The sequence below is a fragment of the Sulfurimonas hydrogeniphila genome (genome assembly GCF_009068765.1).
Classification (GTDB): domain Bacteria; phylum Campylobacterota; class Campylobacteria; order Campylobacterales; family Sulfurimonadaceae; genus Sulfurimonas; species Sulfurimonas hydrogeniphila.
In genome coordinates, this window is the sequence record NZ_CP035534.1 from 1957175 (window position 1) to 1974482 (window position 17308).

Here is a 17308-nt window from a genome sequence, read left to right on the forward strand (position 1 = left end):
GAAACTACTTCGTTACTATCGCAAAGCTCTGCTCTAGGATCTCTGTATGCTTTTTGATAAAATCATTCAAATCTTTGAGCTTTAATTTTTTAATTTTTTTGAGTTCTGTTTCTGAATGATTCAGAGAAAAACCTTTGTAGTAGTCCATAAAGGTGCGTTGCAGTCTTTGGCTCATGGTTTCTACCCGTAACGGTTCACTGCCGAGAAGAAATTTCTTTGTCTGTTCAAGCTCTTCTTTGCTTACACCTTTGTGAACAAATTCCGAAATCACATTTATGACTGTTTTTTTCGCCTCATCCATTGAGTCAAGTTTTGTCTGCAGATATCCGTCCATATACGAAACAGATTTGTTTACATGTACCCGAGCATAGGCGGAGTAGGCAAGTCCGCGTTTGACACGAATCTCTTCCATCAGACGACTGCCAAAACCGCCTGTTCCGAGTATAAAGGTTGCCACTCTGGCTTTGTAATACTCTTCATCATTTACAGCCATATTATACGGTGAGCCGAAATAGATGTATGCCTGTTCTGTTTCTCTTTTTAAAATACTCTCTTTTGGCTTGTCACTCGCTTGAAAATGCGGCAGAGGTTCGCTTTTGCCTTTTGGCAGTGTATTTAAAATTTTGGCCATATTCTCTTTGACTTCTTTTATATCAAGATCACCTCCGATGACAATGATAGCTCTAGCCACAACCAAATGCTGCTTCACAAACTCTTTTACATCCTCTAGTTCTATGCTTTTTACGCTCTCTACAGTGCCCGATGCAGGCTGTGCCAGCGGTGTGCCTGGGAAAAGAAGCTTTTTGAGTTCGTTTGATGCAACATAATCGTAGTCATTCTCTTTGCGGCTAAGTGAACCAAGCGTCATTGTCTTGACTTTGGAAAGCGCTGCTTCACTGTAGTTTGGATCTTTCAGCAAAGTATTTAAAAACTTTGTGGCATTTTCAAACTCATCTTTAAGCGAACTCATTTCAATTACAAAGGTCTCACTGCCTGTATTTGCAGATATGTGAATCGCCCGAGACTCAAGCTCCTCAGAAAAGCCGTTGGAACCCAGTTTTTTTGTTCCCTCATTGAGAAGTTTTGAAGAAAATTTTGCCAATCCAGGTATTTTTGTATCTGTTATCGTTCCGCTGTTTGTAAACACAATCTGTGTGTTGACAAGGGGAAGTCTTTTATCCTGCTCAAAAATAAGCGGGACTTTGATTCCCTTTACTTCTATATAGTCTATTTGTGCTGCCATGATTATCTGTCCTATTGCTAATATTATAAAAAAAAGTTTCATTATTGAAATATCTCTAAAGTCTCATATGCCGTATTTCTTACAGCCGGGATTTCACCCAGGTCTTTAATGAGATGTACCATCTCCTCTTTTGCCATGTGGTAGGCCGCACCGGCTGAACTGACGACATTTTCTTCCATCATCGTGCTTCCCAAATCATTTGCCCCGAATTTGAGTGCCATCTGACCGATATAGGGACCCTGCGTAACCCAGGAACTTTGAATATTTGGCACATTGTCAAGATACAGACGGGCAACAGCCAACAAACGCAAGTATCTGTTAGAAGAGGGTTTTTCCATGTCAGGAATCAGACGCAGCAGTTCCGTGTTTTTGCCCTGAAAACTCCACATAATGAAAGCACGGAATCCTCCCGTTTCATCCTGCAGATTTCGCACCATATCCAAATGTGCTATGATGTCTTCATCACTTTCAACTGTTCCGTACATCATTGTCGCTGTACTCATTATACCGAGTTTATGCGCCTGTCTGTGAACATCCACCCAGACTTCAGCGTCTATCTTTTTGGGTGCAATAATGTCACGCACTTTGTCTGAAAGTATCTCAGCCCCCGCACCCGGAATGGAAGCCAGTCCTTTTGCTTTTAAACGTGCCAAAACTTCCTGAATACTGATACGCGAAACTTTGGCGATGAAGTCCAACTCGATGGAACTGAATCCGTGAATCGTAATCGTCGGGTATTTTTGATGAATGTGTTCCACCAAATCTTCATACCACTCTATTTTGAGTTTTGGATGCACACCGCCTTGAAAAAGTATCTGTGTCCCGCCGATTTCCAAGAGTTCGTCTATTTTTGCATCTATCTCGTCAAAGCTCAGCACATAGGCATCCGCATCTTTTTCATGTCTGTAAAAGGCACAGAACTTGCAGTCTACCCAACAGATGTTTGTATAGTTAATGTTTCTGTCAATGACAAAGGTCGTGATTCCTTTTGGATGCAACTCTTTTTTTCTGTTCGTCGCCATCTTTCCTAACTCTTTTAAATCCGCATTGCGGATTAAATCCAGTGCTTCTTCTTTTGTCAGTCTACTCATTGTATCGCTTTGTTTGTAATTTTATCAAGTGCATTATCTATTTTTTGCACCAGTTTATCTGAGAGCAACGGGTGTTCTTCTTTGAGCCAACTTCCGTTTCTGTAGGCAACTTTCACCTTTTTGTCTCTGTCTTGGTAGACAAGAATTTTCATAGGCAAATCAACACCTGTTACAATATCCTGCTGCATCAGTTGTGTGCCTGTTTCAGGATTGCCAAAAATTATCAGTTTACTGCTTCGCATTTGCATCCCGATGTGTTTTGCATTTGCCTGATGGTCAACTACAGTAAAAACACGCAAACCCTTTTTTGTCACAATGTCTTTTATCTTCTGTATTGTTGTATCAACACTCTTTGTACTCTCTTTTATAATGATATCATTTGCAAAAAGAGTAACATTTAAAAGTGTTACCAACAGTAAAAAATATTTCATTATTTCCATCCTCTGTTTCGTGAACTGATAGACTTCTTTTTAATAAAAAGCCTATAAAAAATATACATTGCAAGCATACCAATAAATACACCCAGAATTACCTGAAGCCATGCAGCTAAATTTAAAACTTTATGTAAAATATCGGCATGTTCTTTGTTGTCTATATTTATATTTGCCATCTCTGCAATATGTGCCATTGCGGAAACTGCCAGATTTCCTTCCGGTATACTTTGGTGACAGGCCACACAGGCTCCGGCTCTGTCTGTTTTATCAATCTGTGACTGACTCAGAGGCTGTGAAAGTTTCCAGTGATGCCCGACAGTCTGCAGTTGCGTTCCGTTTTCATCTAAAAATTTTGAGTAGTCAAAATGAAGATTCGGTATGGCAGGAATTTGTTCATCTACAATCGTCGGCATTATTTTTCCATCAGCACTCATGATATCGACTATAGTATCCACAGAAGGATCAAATGTTGTTTGCGAACCTGTTATACCGTACCCGAGTGCTTTTTTCATTGCATGACAGCTTTCACAGCTTCTTGGTTCTTTTTGAATGGTATGAGGCTGAATCGGTGCCATATCAATGGCATTTTGACCTTCAGCTCCTGCACCTTCGACATTTGGTATTTTAAAAATGTGATTTTGCAAAAGCGCCTTACCGTCTTTCCCGATAACGGTAATCGTTGTCTGGCATCCCGGAACAGTCGGGCTTATACGTCCTTCTCCGTTTTGGGACAGAGCCGGATCTTCCCAGCGTAAAAAACTTCTTGTTTCGGTAACCTGTCCGTCAACCAGATATTTTTTCAATGATTTTCGCATAATACCTGTTTGTCCGTGTATATCATGATCATGAGAAGACTGCAGATAATCAGGGTTTTGTTTTCCGCCGCTGTAGTCAATTTTCACATGACAACCGTAACACTGTGGTGCCCATGTTGCATGACAGGTGTAACACTCAAGTCTGTCATTGTGTGCTGTAATCTTGTCCATTGCCAGCAGTCCGGCTTTTGAGAGTTTTTCCTCTTTTTTAAGCAGTTTGAGCGGTTTGAGCACTACATCTTTTCCGCTTGCCAAATGCATTATAACTTCATTGCCTTTTTTGGTTGCATGTATCAAAGGATTTCCCCGTGCCGAAAGCAGATAACCCTCATCCGCTTTATTGACACTTCCCTGTTTTAGATACTCTGCCATCGTCTTTGTAACGCCTCTGGCTTCTCCTGTCTGCGGAGATGTCTTAAACTCATCACTGTAACCCAATGGCAGTTCCCAGGGATATTTTTTTGTTGTTCCGTGGCAGTCCTGACACTCTATCTCTACAGCACCGGCATTGGCTCCGCTTAAAAAACCGTCTCCGTGCATATCATTGGATGTGTGGCAATCCTGACACAGCATTCCCTTTTTGAAGTGCACATCTCCCTGCATATGAATGTATCGTTTGGTATGAAGTTTGGGCTGGGGGTTTCCGTCTTTGTCAAAAGTTGCCTTGTAAGCAGTTTCCATCAGTCCCTGATATGAAACCCCGATACGCTTTCCGCGATTATGGCATGTTGAACATGTCTCTGTCGGAATGCCCGAATAACTCTGTTTATGCACCGTAACTTTTGTTTCGCGTGATGACTGTATCTGATGCACAAGCAAATGACCCCGTTCTTTATGCGATATACTTTTGTCGCCACCCTCATAATAGCCTTCGTTTGAATAGGGGATATGACAGGCTGCACAGCCTATACCTCGGTAATCACCTCTTTTTTGACGCCCTTTGCTTCCTGTATGGCAACGCAGACACTCTTGACGCAAATAGGTATACACAGCCAAAGAAGGGTCTTTTTCAATCTCTTGTGCTGTTGGAGCGGGAGGCAGTTGGGTCATCTTTTCAGGAAATGCCTGCGGTTCCATTTTTGAGAGTTTTTGCATATACTCCTGATACTTTTTTGTACCAAGTCTGGCATGAATATCTGTCGGATTTTTTGTTTGATATGTGCCTACTGTATGGTTATATCCCTCTTTGCCGCCAAAACTCCAAAGTGCTCCCTGGATTTTTCCCTGTTCTGTCATCATCAGAGAATTCATTTGTGCTGCGACTTCTTCTTTGTGACACATTCCACAGGTATTTTTGTTGACCCAGGTACTTCCCGGTGCCGGATAAAACTCTTTGGGGCCTTCATGCGACAAAAAGTATTTCAGACTTCCTTTATGGGCTTTGCTTTTATGTTTTGTTGCCGGATTGCCTCCGTGACAGACAATACAGCTGTTTTTCGGATACCCTGCTTTGGCTGCTTTTTTTGCAATCGCTTTTGCCATGCCGGATTCAGTCGCCCGTATATGCTCAATCCCTCCGTGACATTTCAAACAGTTGTTTGTTTGTTTGTAATTGACTGCTGCAGATAAAAATGTTGCAAATAAAACACCGAACCAGAGTATCTTTCTCATCTCTGTTTATGCCTTTTTGTCTTTGGCTATTGCATCTAAAACACCATTGATAAACTTTGGAGACTGTTCTGTTCCAAACGATTTTGTAATTTCAACTGCTTCATTGATAACTACGGCAGAATCAAGCCCGCTAAAAAGAATTTCATACGTAGCCAGTCGCAATGTTGCACGTTCAATGGCACCCAGACGTTCAAAATCCCACTCTTTGAGATGTTCTACAATAGCTTTGTCAATTGCCTCAATATGCTCCATTACACCTTCATAGAGTCCAAGAGCAAAATCTTTTTGCTTGTTTCTGATTTTTTTCTCTTCAAGAATTTCATTAGAGTGTTCGGAAGTATTGCCATTTCCAAGATCGTATGCGTACAAAAGGCTGACTACAGCCATACGTGCCTGTTGACGAGTAGCCATTACAGCACCTCATACAAATCTAGCATTTCAATCACAACCGTCATTGCTTCAAAACCTTTGTTTCCGGCTTTTGTTCCGGCTCGCTCTATCGCCTGTTCAATCGTGTCAGTTGTCAAAAGACCGAATGAAACCGGTTTTTGGTATTTTAGACTCATGCTTGCAATTCCTTTTGTCGCTTCAGCCGCAACATAGTCAAAATGCGGTGTTGAACCGCGTATTACGGCTCCCAATGCACAAATTGCATCATATTTTCCACTTGCAAGGAGTTGATCGACGATCATCGGCAACTCAAACGCACCCGGAATCAATACATGTGTCAAATCTTCTTCATTCCCGCCGTGACGGTCAAAAGCATCTTTTGCTCCCTCTACGAGTCTGTCCACTATAAAGTGGTTCCATCGTGTACTTACTATGGCAATTTTTTTGCCGTTTACTACTTTTAATTTACCTTCAATTAACTGCATACTTCTTCCTTGTGAGTTATTTATATTACTGCTTGTATTTTTTTGATTTTCTCTATCAGTTTTTCCAATTCGTCTAATTTTAGCATATTTGGACCGTCACTCAAAGCACAACTTGGATCAAAATGTGTTTCAAAGAAAAATCCGTCCACGCCGATGGCTGCTGCTGCTTTTGCAAGATGCGGCACCATAGAGCTGTCACCGCCTGTTTTTCCGCCTAAAGCACCCGGCATCTGTACAGAGTGTGTGGCATCGAAAATCACCGGTGCGAATTCTTTCATAATCACCAAAGAACGCATATCCACAACAATGTTGCCATATCCGAAAGAACTGCCTCTCTCTGTCAGATAGACCCCGTGCTTTTGGGAATTTTCATAACTCACTTCATCACATCCGCGGGTTTTAAGCACTTTCATAACAGAGTATTTCATATCAGGCGGGTTGATAAACTGTCCCTTTTTGATATTTACCTCTTTGTCTGTTTTTGCACAAGCGACGAGCAAATCTGTCTGCCGACATAAAAATGCAGGAATCTGCAACATATCTACCACATTTGCAACAGGCTCAACCTGAATCGTTTCATGCACATCCGTCACTATTTTATAGCCAAAATCATCTTTGACTTTTTGGAGTATGCGAAGACCTTCACCCATACCCAAACCACGAAAACTCTCCAAAGATGTTCGGTTGGCTTTGTCAAAACTCGCTTTAAAATAAAAATCTATTGTCTCGTCATTATGATATTTTTCCAATGCTTTTGCTATTGTAAAAATATTTTCTTCACTCTCAATAACACAGGGGCCCGCTAAAAGTTTCATAATATATCTGCCTTTCAAAAATATAGCTTATTATAGCTAAACGATTTTAATCCCTACTTATCGCGTGCAACCATAATACCCGCAACCACTATCAGTACAATTCCAAAACTCGTTACCAGTGACGGAAAAGCATCTCCCAAAAACAGACCGACCAGTATCGAAAAAAGTATATTTGTATAACTTACAGCACCGACAATTCCCGCTTTTGTCTCTCCGTAGGCTTTTGTCATCAGCAATTGTGCAATTGTAGCAAAAATTCCCATCGCAAAGAGATAGAACCAGACAATACCATGCGGCATTACAAATTTTGCAAGCATAAAATCAAGTTCAGGAAAGTTCAGATAAGGAGAAACAACAAACAAAATGACCGGACCGAGTGTTCCTGTAATCATAAAAGAAAGCACAATGGCACGGGTGTCATAGTAGGCTTTTAATTCCCGTACAGAGGTATAGGCAAGTGCTGCACCCACCCCGCTGAAAATTCCGAGCAGATCATATTTTGAAAATCCGATTCCGCTCGGCTGTGTAATAAAAAGTATACCGATAAAGCCTGTAAAAACGGCAATCCATCCCCTGTAAGAGAGTTTTTCATTTAAAAAAAGCCAGGCAAATATTGCCGTAAAAATCGGAGATGTTTTTGAGTAGGTCATTGCATCGCCCAGAGGAATATGTGCGATATTGTAAAAAAATGCCAGCAGAGCGACAAAGCCCATGAAACCCCGAAAAAAGAGCAACAGAGGCTTTCCTCCCTTGTGCTGCATAGGCTTTTTCAATACTGCGATACCGACTAACAGTACCCCTGCAATATTTCTAAAAAAAACAACTTCAAGTGAACTCATGTTTTGACTGGCAAGTTTGGCAAAAGCACCCATAACAGCAAATGCCAGGCTGGCAATAAGCATATACTGTACGCCTTTGTTTAAATTTTTGATTCTATTCATAAATGCAATTATATCCATTTACTTCAGCATTGTATAATCTCATAAAAATATAGGAAAAACTATGGGTAATTTATTTTTATTTCTGCTTTTAGGGGCAGTCTTTTATTATATATTTAAAAGTTACGGCAGATACACAGCCGAGTATTCGCAAGAAGCATTTAAAAATTTTTCTGTTTCGTATGAATCACTCAAAAACAGTGAGCTGGGACTTTTTGTCGCCCTTGTTGCCAAAGTTGCCAAGGCAGACGGTCATGTCGATGCCCTTGAAGCACAGCTTGTAGGTATCATGTTTGATGACATTTCCAAGGTCTTTCCGGAACCTGCAAAAACAAAAGATATTTTAAAACAAATCTTCAACGAAGAAAAAGAACGCCGTGACAATACAGAGCAGATTGCCCATGCTTTAGCAGAAGCACTCAGACGTAATAAAGCCCAACAAGAGCAGTTTATGGGATTTCTCATTCAACTCGCTTTTGCAGACGGTGAAGTAACCCAAAGTGAAGAAGAAGTACTCACCACAATTGCCGAGGCTTTTGCTTTTGATCCGCAAAAATATCACGCTCTGTTTGACCAGTTTGAAGCGATGATGAAAAACATCCATCCGCAGGCTACGCTGGATGATGCCTACAAAATTTTGGGTGTCAGCAAAAATGATGATATGAGCAGCATCAAAAAAGCCTACAGAAAGCTTGTGCGTCAGTATCATCCTGATATCATCAAGTCTCAGGGAAAAAGCGAAGAGTATATCAAAGAAGCAACCGCCAAAACGCAGGAGATAAATCAGGCCTATGAGATGATAAAAAAAGCCAGAGGATAGCGTGTGAAATCTCTTTTTATACTGCTTTGCTTCCTTGGCACTCTTTTGCAGGCATCACAAAACAGTGCCCTGCTCTTTCACGGCAACTGCACAACCTGTCATTTTGAAACGAAATCTGTCTCGGCCCCGGCAATGATGGAAGTGCGTACAAGATATTTGAATGCATTTCCCAATAAAAAAGATTTTGTCAGACAGATGGCAGAGTGGGTACAAAAACCGAGCGAAACAACTTCAATCATGCAAGATGCCATTGACAAATACGAACTCATGCCCAATCTTGCCTTTGAAAAAGATGTTTTACAAGATATAGCTGCATATATTTACGAAACAGATTTTACCAGGCAACACAGTCCGCACTGAAGTACGGATTCCGGGAATATGTCACAACCCATCCTTTAAGGAAGTGAGAGTGGCAAAAAAGTCACACCAGTCGGTACTTTAGTGCCGACTCTCAGGATTGAAAAGCATAAAACCGTTTAACCCGCTGGGCTGAAATCTTTCTCCCAAAAAAATTCTATCCATGCATCTGCTTCATTTATCCAAAAATCCGGTTCGTATATTGATGTTTTTTTATAAAAAAGTGTCGAAGATTTAAATGCCGCTTCAGGAAAGTTTTTTTGCAAATGCTGCATGACATACGCAAGTGTTTCACCGCTGTCGGCTATATCATCCACAACAAGCACTCTTTTCACATCTGACAAACTGCATATTCCAAAAAGAGACAGCGCTTCGCGTTTACATGTAGCATCATACAGCTCTGTTCTTATACTCTGCACATCTCGGATATCAAGCCCTTCTGCCAGACAATGCGCCAGAACAAGCCCGCCTCTTGCAACAGCAACTATTGTTTCAGGTTCAAATGTTTTCACATTGTCTCTAAGTTTACATGTATCATTTCTGAAATTTTCATAAGAATAGTACTGTTTCAATATTTTCCTTAGTAATGGTAAAGATTTATGGTAGTATACTACATGTAATGTTAATAAAAAGGTACTGTTAATGAATAAAATAATGAAAAATATAATTGCAACAACACTGATTGCAGCAGCGATTACAGGCTGTAGCAGCAAAAAAGCCGAACCAAAAAAACAAGAAGTCTACACACCCACCTTTACATGTAAACAAGAGGGAGTAGCCGCTCCCAGATGGACCTGTATACCGGAAGTACCCGGTTACTATGCAGGTGTGGGTGTTGCAGGGAAAAGTGCAGCAGGTATTGCCCATATGCGTCGTGTTGCCCTCATGAACGGCCGTTCTGATTTGGCACAACAGATTGAGAGCAAAATCAAAGACAAGATGGAAGGTTTTACGAGAGCCACAGGAAACGGTTCTGCCGAAACAGTGGACAAAGTCACAACGGCTGTCACAAAACAGGTGGCAAAAGTGGATTTAAAAGGCTCCAAAGCTATAGATATGTGGACGGCGCCATCCGGTGCAATTTATATGCTTGTAACTGTTCCCGAGTCAAGCGTTAACCAAGAGGTCAAAAAGGCCTACAAAAAAACTGTTGCTTCAAGTTTTCAAAATGACAATGCCCTTTGGCAGCAGTTTCAGTCAAAACAGGCACTGGAAAATTTAGACAAAGAATTTCCGACTGAATAACAGCACTCCCTACTGCCTGTAAAACAGGCAGTTTTTGTTTCTCTCCCCATTTAAACCATAATTTAGATATAATTTCAAAAATATTTTATAATTCTTCGCAAGTTTACAAGGTTCACTCATGAAAAAAATCGCAATTATAGGCCGTCCAAATGTTGGAAAAAGCTCACTTTTTAATCGTTTGGTAAAAAAACGTGATGCCATAACATCTGATTTGGCAGGAACAACACGGGATGTCAAACGAAAAACAGCCGTAATTATTGACAAAGAAGCAGAACTGTTAGATACGGGTGGACTTGATAAAGGGTGCGAGCTTTTTGATAAAATAAAAGAGATGTCATTAAAAGCTGCCTACAAAGCAGATATTATTTTGTATATGGTCGACGGCAAAGGTTTGCCTGAGGATGAAGACAAAAAACTTTTTTATGAACTCCAAAATATGGGTAAAGAGATTGCTCTTGTTGTCAACAAAATAGACAATGACAAAATGAAAGAGAAGCTCTGGGAGTTTTATGAGTTTGGCACAGATGCCATCTTCGGTATCTCTGTAGCACACAACAGGAATACTGTTGAACTGCTTGATTGGATCTATGACAAACTGCCACAAAGTGATATTCTCAAAGAAGACGAAACAGAAGAAGTACAAATCATCACAGAGGAGAAAGAAGAACTCAGTGATGAAGAATTTTTCTCACAATATGCCCAGGATGAAGAAGATGACAGTTTCATCTACTGGGATGAGGAAGAGGTAGAAGATGACTCAATATTTGCTCAGAATGATCGTATCAAAGAGTTTGATGAAAATGACATAAACCATATAAAAATAGCTATTATCGGACGTACCAATGTCGGAAAAAGTTCACTGCTTAATGCTCTTTTGGGCGAAGAACGTTCTGTTGTGAGTTCTGTTGCCGGTACAACAATCGACCCGATTGATGAGACCATAGTCTATAAAGACAAACAGCTTACCTTTGTTGACACAGCAGGGCTTCGCCGTCGTGGAAAAATTGTCGGTATTGAAAAATATGCTTTAATGCGCACAAAAGAGATGCTTGAAAATGCAAATATGGCACTTGTTGTTTTGGATGCGAGTGAGCCGTTCTTGGATTTGGATGAAAAAATTGCGGGACTTGTTGATCAAAACAGGCTTGCCTGTATTATCATTCTTAACAAATGGGATATTGCCAAAAGAGAAGAGCATGACAAAATCATCAAAGAGGTGCGTGACAGATTTAAGTTTTTAGCCTATGCCCCTATTTTAACCCTTTCGGCAAAAAGCCATCAAAGAGTAGACAAACTTCATGATATGATTTTAGAAATAAACGAAAACTATTCACAAAGAATTCCGACATCCCGGCTCAATGAAGTTTTGGAGCGGGCACTGCGCCGTCACACCCTGCCAAGTATGCACGGACAGGTGATTCGAATCTATTATGCAACACAGTATGAAACACGACCGCCAAAAATTGCCATTGTTATGAATAAGCCCAAAGGTCTGCATTTTACCTACAGACGCTATCTTACTAACAAACTGCGCGAAGCCTTTAATTTCAGTGGAACCCCGCTTCTTTTTAAAGCAAAAAAGAGAGGAGACAAATAAACATGAGTTATGCGCTTGCGTTTACATTTTTATTTGGCGGAATCGGGCTGACAGCCTTGAGTGTTTATTTTTACAAAAAGATGAAAGAGGAAGAAAGAAAAAACAGTCGGCACTAAAGTACCGATTCCGATTTAAAAGGGTTTGAGTACAACCATCGCTACAATAACAAGCATCAAAAGTGTCGGTACTTCATTATACATTCTGAAAAACTTTCCGCTTTTTGTGCATCTGTCTTCTAAAAGCTGTTTTCTGTACACATTCATTGAGTAAAAGTCTATAATTAAAAAAAGTACAAACAGAAGCTTTACATGTAACCACGGAGCACTCATCCATCCGCCAAGATAAATAAGTGCTGCACCGCTAAGGAGTGTAGCCCACATAGCAGGCACACCTATATATTTAAAAAGCTTCATTTCCTGAATTTTAACTACCTCTACAAAACCTTTGTTATTACTGTTTTCAACATGATAGACAAAAAGCCTAGGCAGATAAAACAATACTGCAAACCAGGAGATAAAAGAGATGACATGAAACCATAAAAGCCAGTTATACATATAAGACACCTAAAAGTTTTTTTCTATATACACAGATTCATAGTTTGAACCACCGTGTCTTACATTGTTAATCAAACCAAAAATCCCTGACCGGTGTTTTAACAAAACACCAATATATGTTTCATCTAATGGCTTATACTTCACAAGTTTTCCCAAATCAAAATCCAGGCTTATATCCAAATAATTTAAAAAGTGTGAATTGTTGTCATTATGATTTTGAGCATCTATGCGTTCTATCTCCAAAACACGGCTTACATAAGAAGCCCCCTCTCCAAAACCAAAACGCACTCTGTTATTCCAAAAATCAATATTGTAATATGCTTTTATATAAATATCAGCACCATATACATCTTTTTGTGCCGTTTCATCATAAAATGTCAATCCGCCTTTAAGATACAAATCTAATGGTAAAGTAAATAAATCTTTTGCTAAAAGATACCCTCCATCTAAATTATACGCTTTTAAATCATCTCTGTAAGCTCCGAACTTTCCAAGCGCTATATCAGCTGCCGAATAGAATGTAGGTTTTCCAACCGCCACTCTAAGAGAATAGTTACTTTGTGATGCCCAAAGATTTACTGTGAAAATCAAAAATAATAATAATTTCATATAGCTGCTTTATACATCTGTAAGTTCTAATTCTTTAATAGAAGGCCCTTTATGATCAGTTACTTTGTCATGTAAGCGGCGTAAAGCTTTATTTGCACGGTCAACAGCCACATCAATGGCAGCATCCAGGTCTTTGTGGTGTTCACTGATGACAATAGGAGCAGAGTGTGCTACATGTATTTCAAACTCTACCAAGACACCTGCTCTTTCAGCAGAAACTATACAGTTTACTCTTGTAATATCTAAAGAAAACTTTTTAAATTTTTCAATGCCCTGTTCTATATGTGCTTTCTTTTCGTCTGTTAAAGTTATATCTTTTGCACGAATTTGTACTATCATCATAAATCCTTTAATTTTAAGCCATAGGGCTTAATTATATTTAACTATATAATAGCAAAATAAAGCTGAGATGGGTATAATACGCCTTAAAAAATCAGGAATTGTATAATGAGAGTTTTAACCGGTATTCAACCCTCAGGTGATTTGCATATAGGAAACTACTTTGGTTCTATCAAACAGATGGTCGATGCACAAAAAGAGAATGACACTTTTGCATTTATAGCAAACTACCATGCACAGACAAGCGTAAAAGACGGCAAAAGACTGGCAGAGCTGACTATGCAGTCGGCAACAGATTTTTTGGCACTCGGCATAGACCCGCAAAAATCAACTTTTTGGGTACAGTCTGATGTAAAAGAAGTCTTGGAACTCTACTGGGTGCTCTCTTCTTTTACACCTATGGGGCTGCTCGAACGTGCTCACAGCTATAAAGACAAAACTGCCAAAGGCATAGCCGCCAACCATTCGCTCTTTTCCTATCCTGTTTTAATGGCTGCCGATATTTTACTCTATCAGCCTGATATTATACCGGTGGGAAAAGATCAGATCCAGCATGTTGAGATTGCACGCGACATTGCCATAAAATTCAACAACGAATATGGTGATATATTTAAACTTCCGGAATATAAAATAGAAGCGAATGTTGCCACAGTTCCAGGAACTGACGGACAGAAAATGTCTAAAAGCTATAACAATACTGTCAATATATTTGGTGAAGAGAAAAAACAGCTCAAAACAATCAAAAAAATTGTTACCGAAGCAGTACCGATGGAAGAACCAAAAGAGTATGAAAACTGTAATGTGTACAATATGGCAAAACTCTTTTTAAATGAAAATGAATGCAAAGAACTCCAGGAACGTTACAAAAAAGGCGGGGAAGGACACGGGCATTTTAAACTCTATCTACATGATGTGATTTGGGAATATTTCAGACCCTACAGAGAAAAAAGAGAATATTTTGCAGCGCATCAAGACGAAGTGAGAGAAATACTCCTCCAGGGTGCGCACAAAGCAAAAGAGATTGTAGCGCCGACTATAGACAAAGTCAGAACAGTAACAGGGATAAAATACTAAAAAAGTATTTTATCAAAGTCGCAAAGAACTTTTTACTATAAAGTTCTTTTTCGACCAGATCGGCTCTTTCAGATCCAGCAAATTGCGAACCTCATCGTTTACCAGACGGTAATACAATGTCACTTCAACACTGTCTGCCCCATTGACCAGCGGCAAACGTATTGTTTTCTCACCATGTGCCTTTATACTTGTATCTTTACTTTGCTTCAGCGCAAGATGCGCAATACCGACTTTTTTATGTCTTCTTATATAATGGCGTGAAAGAGAAACAGTTTTTTCACTGATGACTACAGTCCCTTTCTTATAGACAATTTCAACAAGAAGTTCTCTTGAACCAAAACCGCTTGGTATATTGTGCGGTTGCGGATTTTTAATTTTTATGAGCAGTCTGTTTTTTTGTTTTTTCAGTTGCAAGCGCAAAGCGCCTTTCCATAAACCGGGTGTATGTGCACCAATAAATCCGTGTTTTCTCACCATTCGCATTTTTGCTTTACCATTGTACATTTTATATGTTGCGGCAACACCCTTTTGTTTGGGACCCATATGACACGAGACACAGGTCTGCTTACCGACATACTCACTCTCCATATCTGTAAAAACCACGCCTTTTACACTTCTGTCATTTGCATGGCATACAAAACAGAGTTTATTTGGATTTGAATGCATAAACTCATGTGAGACTACCTTGTGATAAGGCGATTTGGCATCTTTGAAAGGTCCCGTCATAACACCCGACGGAGTCCACTCCACTCTGTTGATTCCTCGTTTTGATTTGTCATATTCATCATGTATTTTATCTATATTGTGACATACAACACAATTAATTCCTTCACTGATAACCTTTGAATTTACTGCTTTGTTCACAGGATCATCTTCATCTGCCAATCCCATAACAGCAGCAATTTCATAATCTTCATCTGTTTTTGTTACACTGATTCGAGGGTTATGACAGGTAGCACACTGAATTTTTACAGCATTTAAACTTTTTCTTGTTTTACGGCTGACATATTCAAGACTTTTCTTAAAATATTCATCTTTTTCAAAATGACTTTTTGCATGCCATGAAGCACTCCACTCTTCTACGATACGCCTGTGACAGACTTTGCAGTTTTCGGAACTTTCAAACCGTTTGCCGACTTCAACTGCTTTTGCTCCAAAAAGAGAAGTAAAAAAAATGAGTAAAAAAAGAAAAAATTTCATCTGAATCAAATCCTTGTCTGTTATTGGTTCAAGTACTTTTTGTACTTCATTTTTGCAAGTTTTTCTGACTTTTTGTCTACCTCATCCTTCATTGCAGTTTTATACTCGGCAATCTTTTTCTGCAGGGCTTCATCCCCTGTCCCAATAATTTGCGCTGCAAGAATTCCTGCATTTTTGGCACCGTTAATAGCTACTGTCGCCACAGGAACACCTCCCGGCATTTGCACGATAGAGAGCAGAGAATCCATTCCGTCAAGTGCAGAACTTCTCACCGGCACTCCAATAACAGGCAAGACACTCAGCGCAGCAATCATACCCGGCAGATGTGCAGCTCCGCCGGCTCCTGCGATGATGACGCGCAAGCCTCTTGCTTGTGCTGTTTGTGCATACTCTACAAGTTTTTGCGGTGTACGGTGTGCGGAGACAATATCTACTTCACAGGCAACACCAAATGCTTCACATATCTCAATAGCCCCACTCATAACCGGTAAATCCGAGTCACTCCCCATAATAATTCCAACCAACGCTTTACTCATATCTTTTTGCTTCCTTTAATTTTTAGAATATCTTTTGCTTTCATTGCCTTTTTTAATGCCTCGTCAATATCATCATCAAGGATTGTTACATGCCCCATTTTTCTAAATGGTTTCGTAAAGGTTTTTCCGTAAAAATGAAAAGACAGCTCCGGAATCTCCAATGCATCATGAATTCCTTCTATAAAAGGTTCTCCCTCATATCCTTCTTCTCCGAGCAAATTAATCATAACTGCAGGAGAAATAAGCTTGGTAGATCCCAAAGGCAGATTTGTTACCGCCCGGATAATCTGTTCAAACTGTGATGTTGCACAGGCTTCGACTGTATAATGTCCAGAATTATGAGGACGCGGTGCTATTTCATTAACCAAAATCTTGCCTTTTTTTGTTAAAAACAATTCAACAGCAAAAATTCCGACACCGTCCAAGGCTTTGATGGCTTCAATTGAAATTTCTCTTGATTTGTCCGCAATTTCTTTTGAAATTTTTGCAGGAGCCATCACAATGTCACAAATATTCACTCTCTCATCAAAAAGCATTTCAACCACAGGGTAGCATTTGATCTGGCCTTCAATATTCCTCGCGACGATTACGGCCAGTTCCTTGTCTATATCCACAAGCTCTTCGATAAATGATTCGGTCTGGAGTGCATTTTTTACATCTGCTTCGGATTTTAGCATTTGCACGCCCTTTCCGTCATAACCGCCCATCTTTGCTTTTTGAATAACAGGAAATCCGAAGGCAGCCAAATCTTCCTCTTTCTTCACATCTTTATAGGCAGGAACAGGAACACCTTTTTTGTCAAGAAGTTTTTTTTGCTCATATTTATTTTGAATGAGTTCGATAATATAAGGAGAGGGATGAATGATATGCCCATGATCAAACAGCTCTTTGAGTATAGAAGTGTCTACATGTTCCAATTCAAAAGTTGTCACATCTGTCTCTTGCACTAACTGTTCAAGCTTCTCTTTATCATAAAACCCGCCAAGGATATGCTTGTCTGAAACCTGTGCGGCAGGACAGTTAAATGTGGGGTCAAGTATTGTTACATGAAATCCCATCTTTTTTGCTTTGTGTGACATGATTCTGCCGAGTTGCCCGCCTCCGATAATGCCGAGTTTCAAATTTGAATAGTTGAAATTTTTATCCATTTGTCAA

General features: G+C 39.8%; 20 protein-coding genes. 5 read left to right on the top strand and 15 right to left on the bottom strand.

Annotated features, from left to right (window positions below; genetic code table 11):
- Window positions 1-4: 4 nt before the first annotated feature.
- Genes ETP70_RS10280 through ETP70_RS10315 form a run of 8 tightly spaced genes read right to left on the bottom strand, consistent with a single transcriptional unit; the run spans window position 5 to window position 7843 of the window.
- Entirely contained in the window at window positions 5-1285 is a 1281-nt protein-coding gene (locus ETP70_RS10280; protein ID WP_347400459.1) for a M16 family metallopeptidase, read from the bottom strand.
- Window positions 1285-2334, bottom strand: a complete 1050-nt coding sequence (locus tag ETP70_RS10285) for a dehypoxanthine futalosine cyclase (RefSeq protein WP_151901093.1) — start codon at window positions 2332-2334, stop codon at window positions 1285-1287. The genes ETP70_RS10280 and ETP70_RS10285 overlap by 1 nt, the downstream gene beginning before the upstream one ends.
- A complete protein-coding gene (locus ETP70_RS10290; protein WP_151901094.1) occupies window positions 2331-2765 on the bottom strand; it encodes a DUF302 domain-containing protein in 435 nt (144 codons plus the stop codon). The genes ETP70_RS10285 and ETP70_RS10290 overlap by 4 nt, the downstream gene beginning before the upstream one ends.
- Window positions 2765-5194, bottom strand: coding sequence for a multiheme c-type cytochrome (locus ETP70_RS10295; RefSeq protein WP_151901095.1), 2430 nt, complete (start codon window positions 5192-5194; stop codon window positions 2765-2767). Before ETP70_RS10295 ends, ETP70_RS10290 begins: the two co-directional genes overlap by 1 nt.
- A 6-nt stretch (window positions 5195-5200) precedes the next feature.
- Complete coding sequence (gene nusB, locus ETP70_RS10300) at window positions 5201-5605, bottom strand: transcription antitermination factor NusB (RefSeq protein WP_151901096.1); 405 nt, start codon at window positions 5603-5605, stop codon at window positions 5201-5203.
- Window positions 5605-6069 (bottom strand): 6,7-dimethyl-8-ribityllumazine synthase, encoded by a 465-nt coding sequence (ribH, locus tag ETP70_RS10305; RefSeq protein WP_151901097.1) that lies wholly within the window; start codon window positions 6067-6069, stop codon window positions 5605-5607. The genes nusB and ribH overlap by 1 nt, the downstream gene beginning before the upstream one ends.
- A 20-nt stretch (window positions 6070-6089) precedes the next feature.
- Window positions 6090-6884, bottom strand: a complete 795-nt coding sequence (gene kdsA, locus ETP70_RS10310; RefSeq protein WP_151901098.1) for a 3-deoxy-8-phosphooctulonate synthase — start codon at window positions 6882-6884, stop codon at window positions 6090-6092.
- A gap of 53 nt (window positions 6885-6937) precedes the next feature.
- Window positions 6938-7843, bottom strand: coding sequence for a DMT family transporter (locus ETP70_RS10315; RefSeq protein WP_151901099.1), 906 nt, complete (start codon window positions 7841-7843; stop codon window positions 6938-6940).
- A 43-nt stretch (window positions 7844-7886) separates the two neighbouring features.
- Between ETP70_RS10315 and ETP70_RS12735 the strand changes: the two genes are divergently transcribed.
- Both ETP70_RS12735 and ETP70_RS10325 read left to right on the top strand, forming a co-directional pair.
- On the top strand, window positions 7887-8642 hold the full coding sequence (locus ETP70_RS12735; protein ID WP_151901100.1) for a TerB family tellurite resistance protein: 756 nt from the start codon (window positions 7887-7889) through the stop codon (window positions 8640-8642).
- Between the two features lie 3 nt (window positions 8643-8645).
- Window positions 8646-9002 (top strand): c-type cytochrome, encoded by a 357-nt coding sequence (locus ETP70_RS10325; RefSeq protein WP_230973267.1) that lies wholly within the window; start codon window positions 8646-8648, stop codon window positions 9000-9002.
- Between the two features lie 116 nt (window positions 9003-9118).
- Here ETP70_RS10325 and ETP70_RS10330 read toward each other — a convergent pair whose 3' ends face one another.
- Window positions 9119-9571 (bottom strand): phosphoribosyltransferase, encoded by a 453-nt coding sequence (locus ETP70_RS10330; protein WP_151901101.1) that lies wholly within the window; start codon window positions 9569-9571, stop codon window positions 9119-9121.
- A gap of 70 nt (window positions 9572-9641) precedes the next feature.
- Between ETP70_RS10330 and ETP70_RS10335 the strand changes: the two genes are divergently transcribed.
- Together ETP70_RS10335 and der are read left to right on the top strand one after the other, a co-directional pair.
- A complete protein-coding gene (locus ETP70_RS10335) occupies window positions 9642-10244 on the top strand; it encodes an LPP20 family lipoprotein (protein ID WP_151901102.1) in 603 nt (200 codons plus the stop codon).
- 118 nt (window positions 10245-10362) lie between these two features.
- Window positions 10363-11841 carry a ribosome biogenesis GTPase Der gene (gene der, locus ETP70_RS10340; protein WP_151901103.1) on the top strand — a complete coding sequence of 493 codons (1479 nt, stop codon included), beginning with the start codon at window positions 10363-10365 and terminating at the stop codon, window positions 11839-11841.
- Window positions 11842-11972: 131 nt separating this feature from the next.
- Here the strand turns inward: der and ETP70_RS10345 are convergent, their stop codons facing one another.
- From ETP70_RS10345 to hpf, 3 genes are read right to left on the bottom strand one after another with little or no spacing between them, the layout of a single operon-like run.
- Entirely contained in the window at window positions 11973-12395 is a 423-nt protein-coding gene (locus ETP70_RS10345; protein ID WP_151901104.1) for a CopD family protein, read from the bottom strand.
- Between the two features lie 9 nt (window positions 12396-12404).
- The gene (locus tag ETP70_RS10350) at window positions 12405-13004 is read right to left on the bottom strand and encodes a hypothetical protein (RefSeq protein ID WP_151901105.1); all 600 of its coding nucleotides are present in this window, start codon (window positions 13002-13004) and stop codon (window positions 12405-12407) included.
- 9 nt (window positions 13005-13013) lie between these two features.
- The gene (gene hpf / locus ETP70_RS10355) at window positions 13014-13343 is read right to left on the bottom strand and encodes a ribosome hibernation-promoting factor, HPF/YfiA family (RefSeq protein ID WP_151901106.1); all 330 of its coding nucleotides are present in this window, start codon (window positions 13341-13343) and stop codon (window positions 13014-13016) included.
- 108 nt (window positions 13344-13451) lie between these two features.
- On the opposite strand from hpf, the gene trpS reads away from it, so the two are divergent.
- Window positions 13452-14417 carry a tryptophan--tRNA ligase gene (gene trpS, locus ETP70_RS10360; protein WP_151901107.1) on the top strand — a complete coding sequence of 322 codons (966 nt, stop codon included), beginning with the start codon at window positions 13452-13454 and terminating at the stop codon, window positions 14415-14417.
- A 12-nt stretch (window positions 14418-14429) separates the two neighbouring features.
- Here trpS and ETP70_RS10365 read toward each other — a convergent pair whose 3' ends face one another.
- Genes ETP70_RS10365 through ETP70_RS10375 form a run of 3 tightly spaced genes read right to left on the bottom strand, consistent with a single transcriptional unit; the run spans window position 14430 to window position 17301 of the window.
- On the bottom strand, window positions 14430-15617 hold the full coding sequence (locus ETP70_RS10365; RefSeq protein WP_151901108.1) for a multiheme c-type cytochrome: 1188 nt from the start codon (window positions 15615-15617) through the stop codon (window positions 14430-14432).
- A gap of 20 nt (window positions 15618-15637) precedes the next feature.
- The gene (gene purE / locus ETP70_RS10370) at window positions 15638-16153 is read right to left on the bottom strand and encodes a 5-(carboxyamino)imidazole ribonucleotide mutase (RefSeq protein ID WP_151901109.1); all 516 of its coding nucleotides are present in this window, start codon (window positions 16151-16153) and stop codon (window positions 15638-15640) included.
- Entirely contained in the window at window positions 16150-17301 is a 1152-nt protein-coding gene (locus ETP70_RS10375) for a 5-(carboxyamino)imidazole ribonucleotide synthase (protein WP_151901110.1), read from the bottom strand. Before ETP70_RS10375 ends, purE begins: the two co-directional genes overlap by 4 nt.
- Window positions 17302-17308 lie beyond the last annotated feature (7 nt).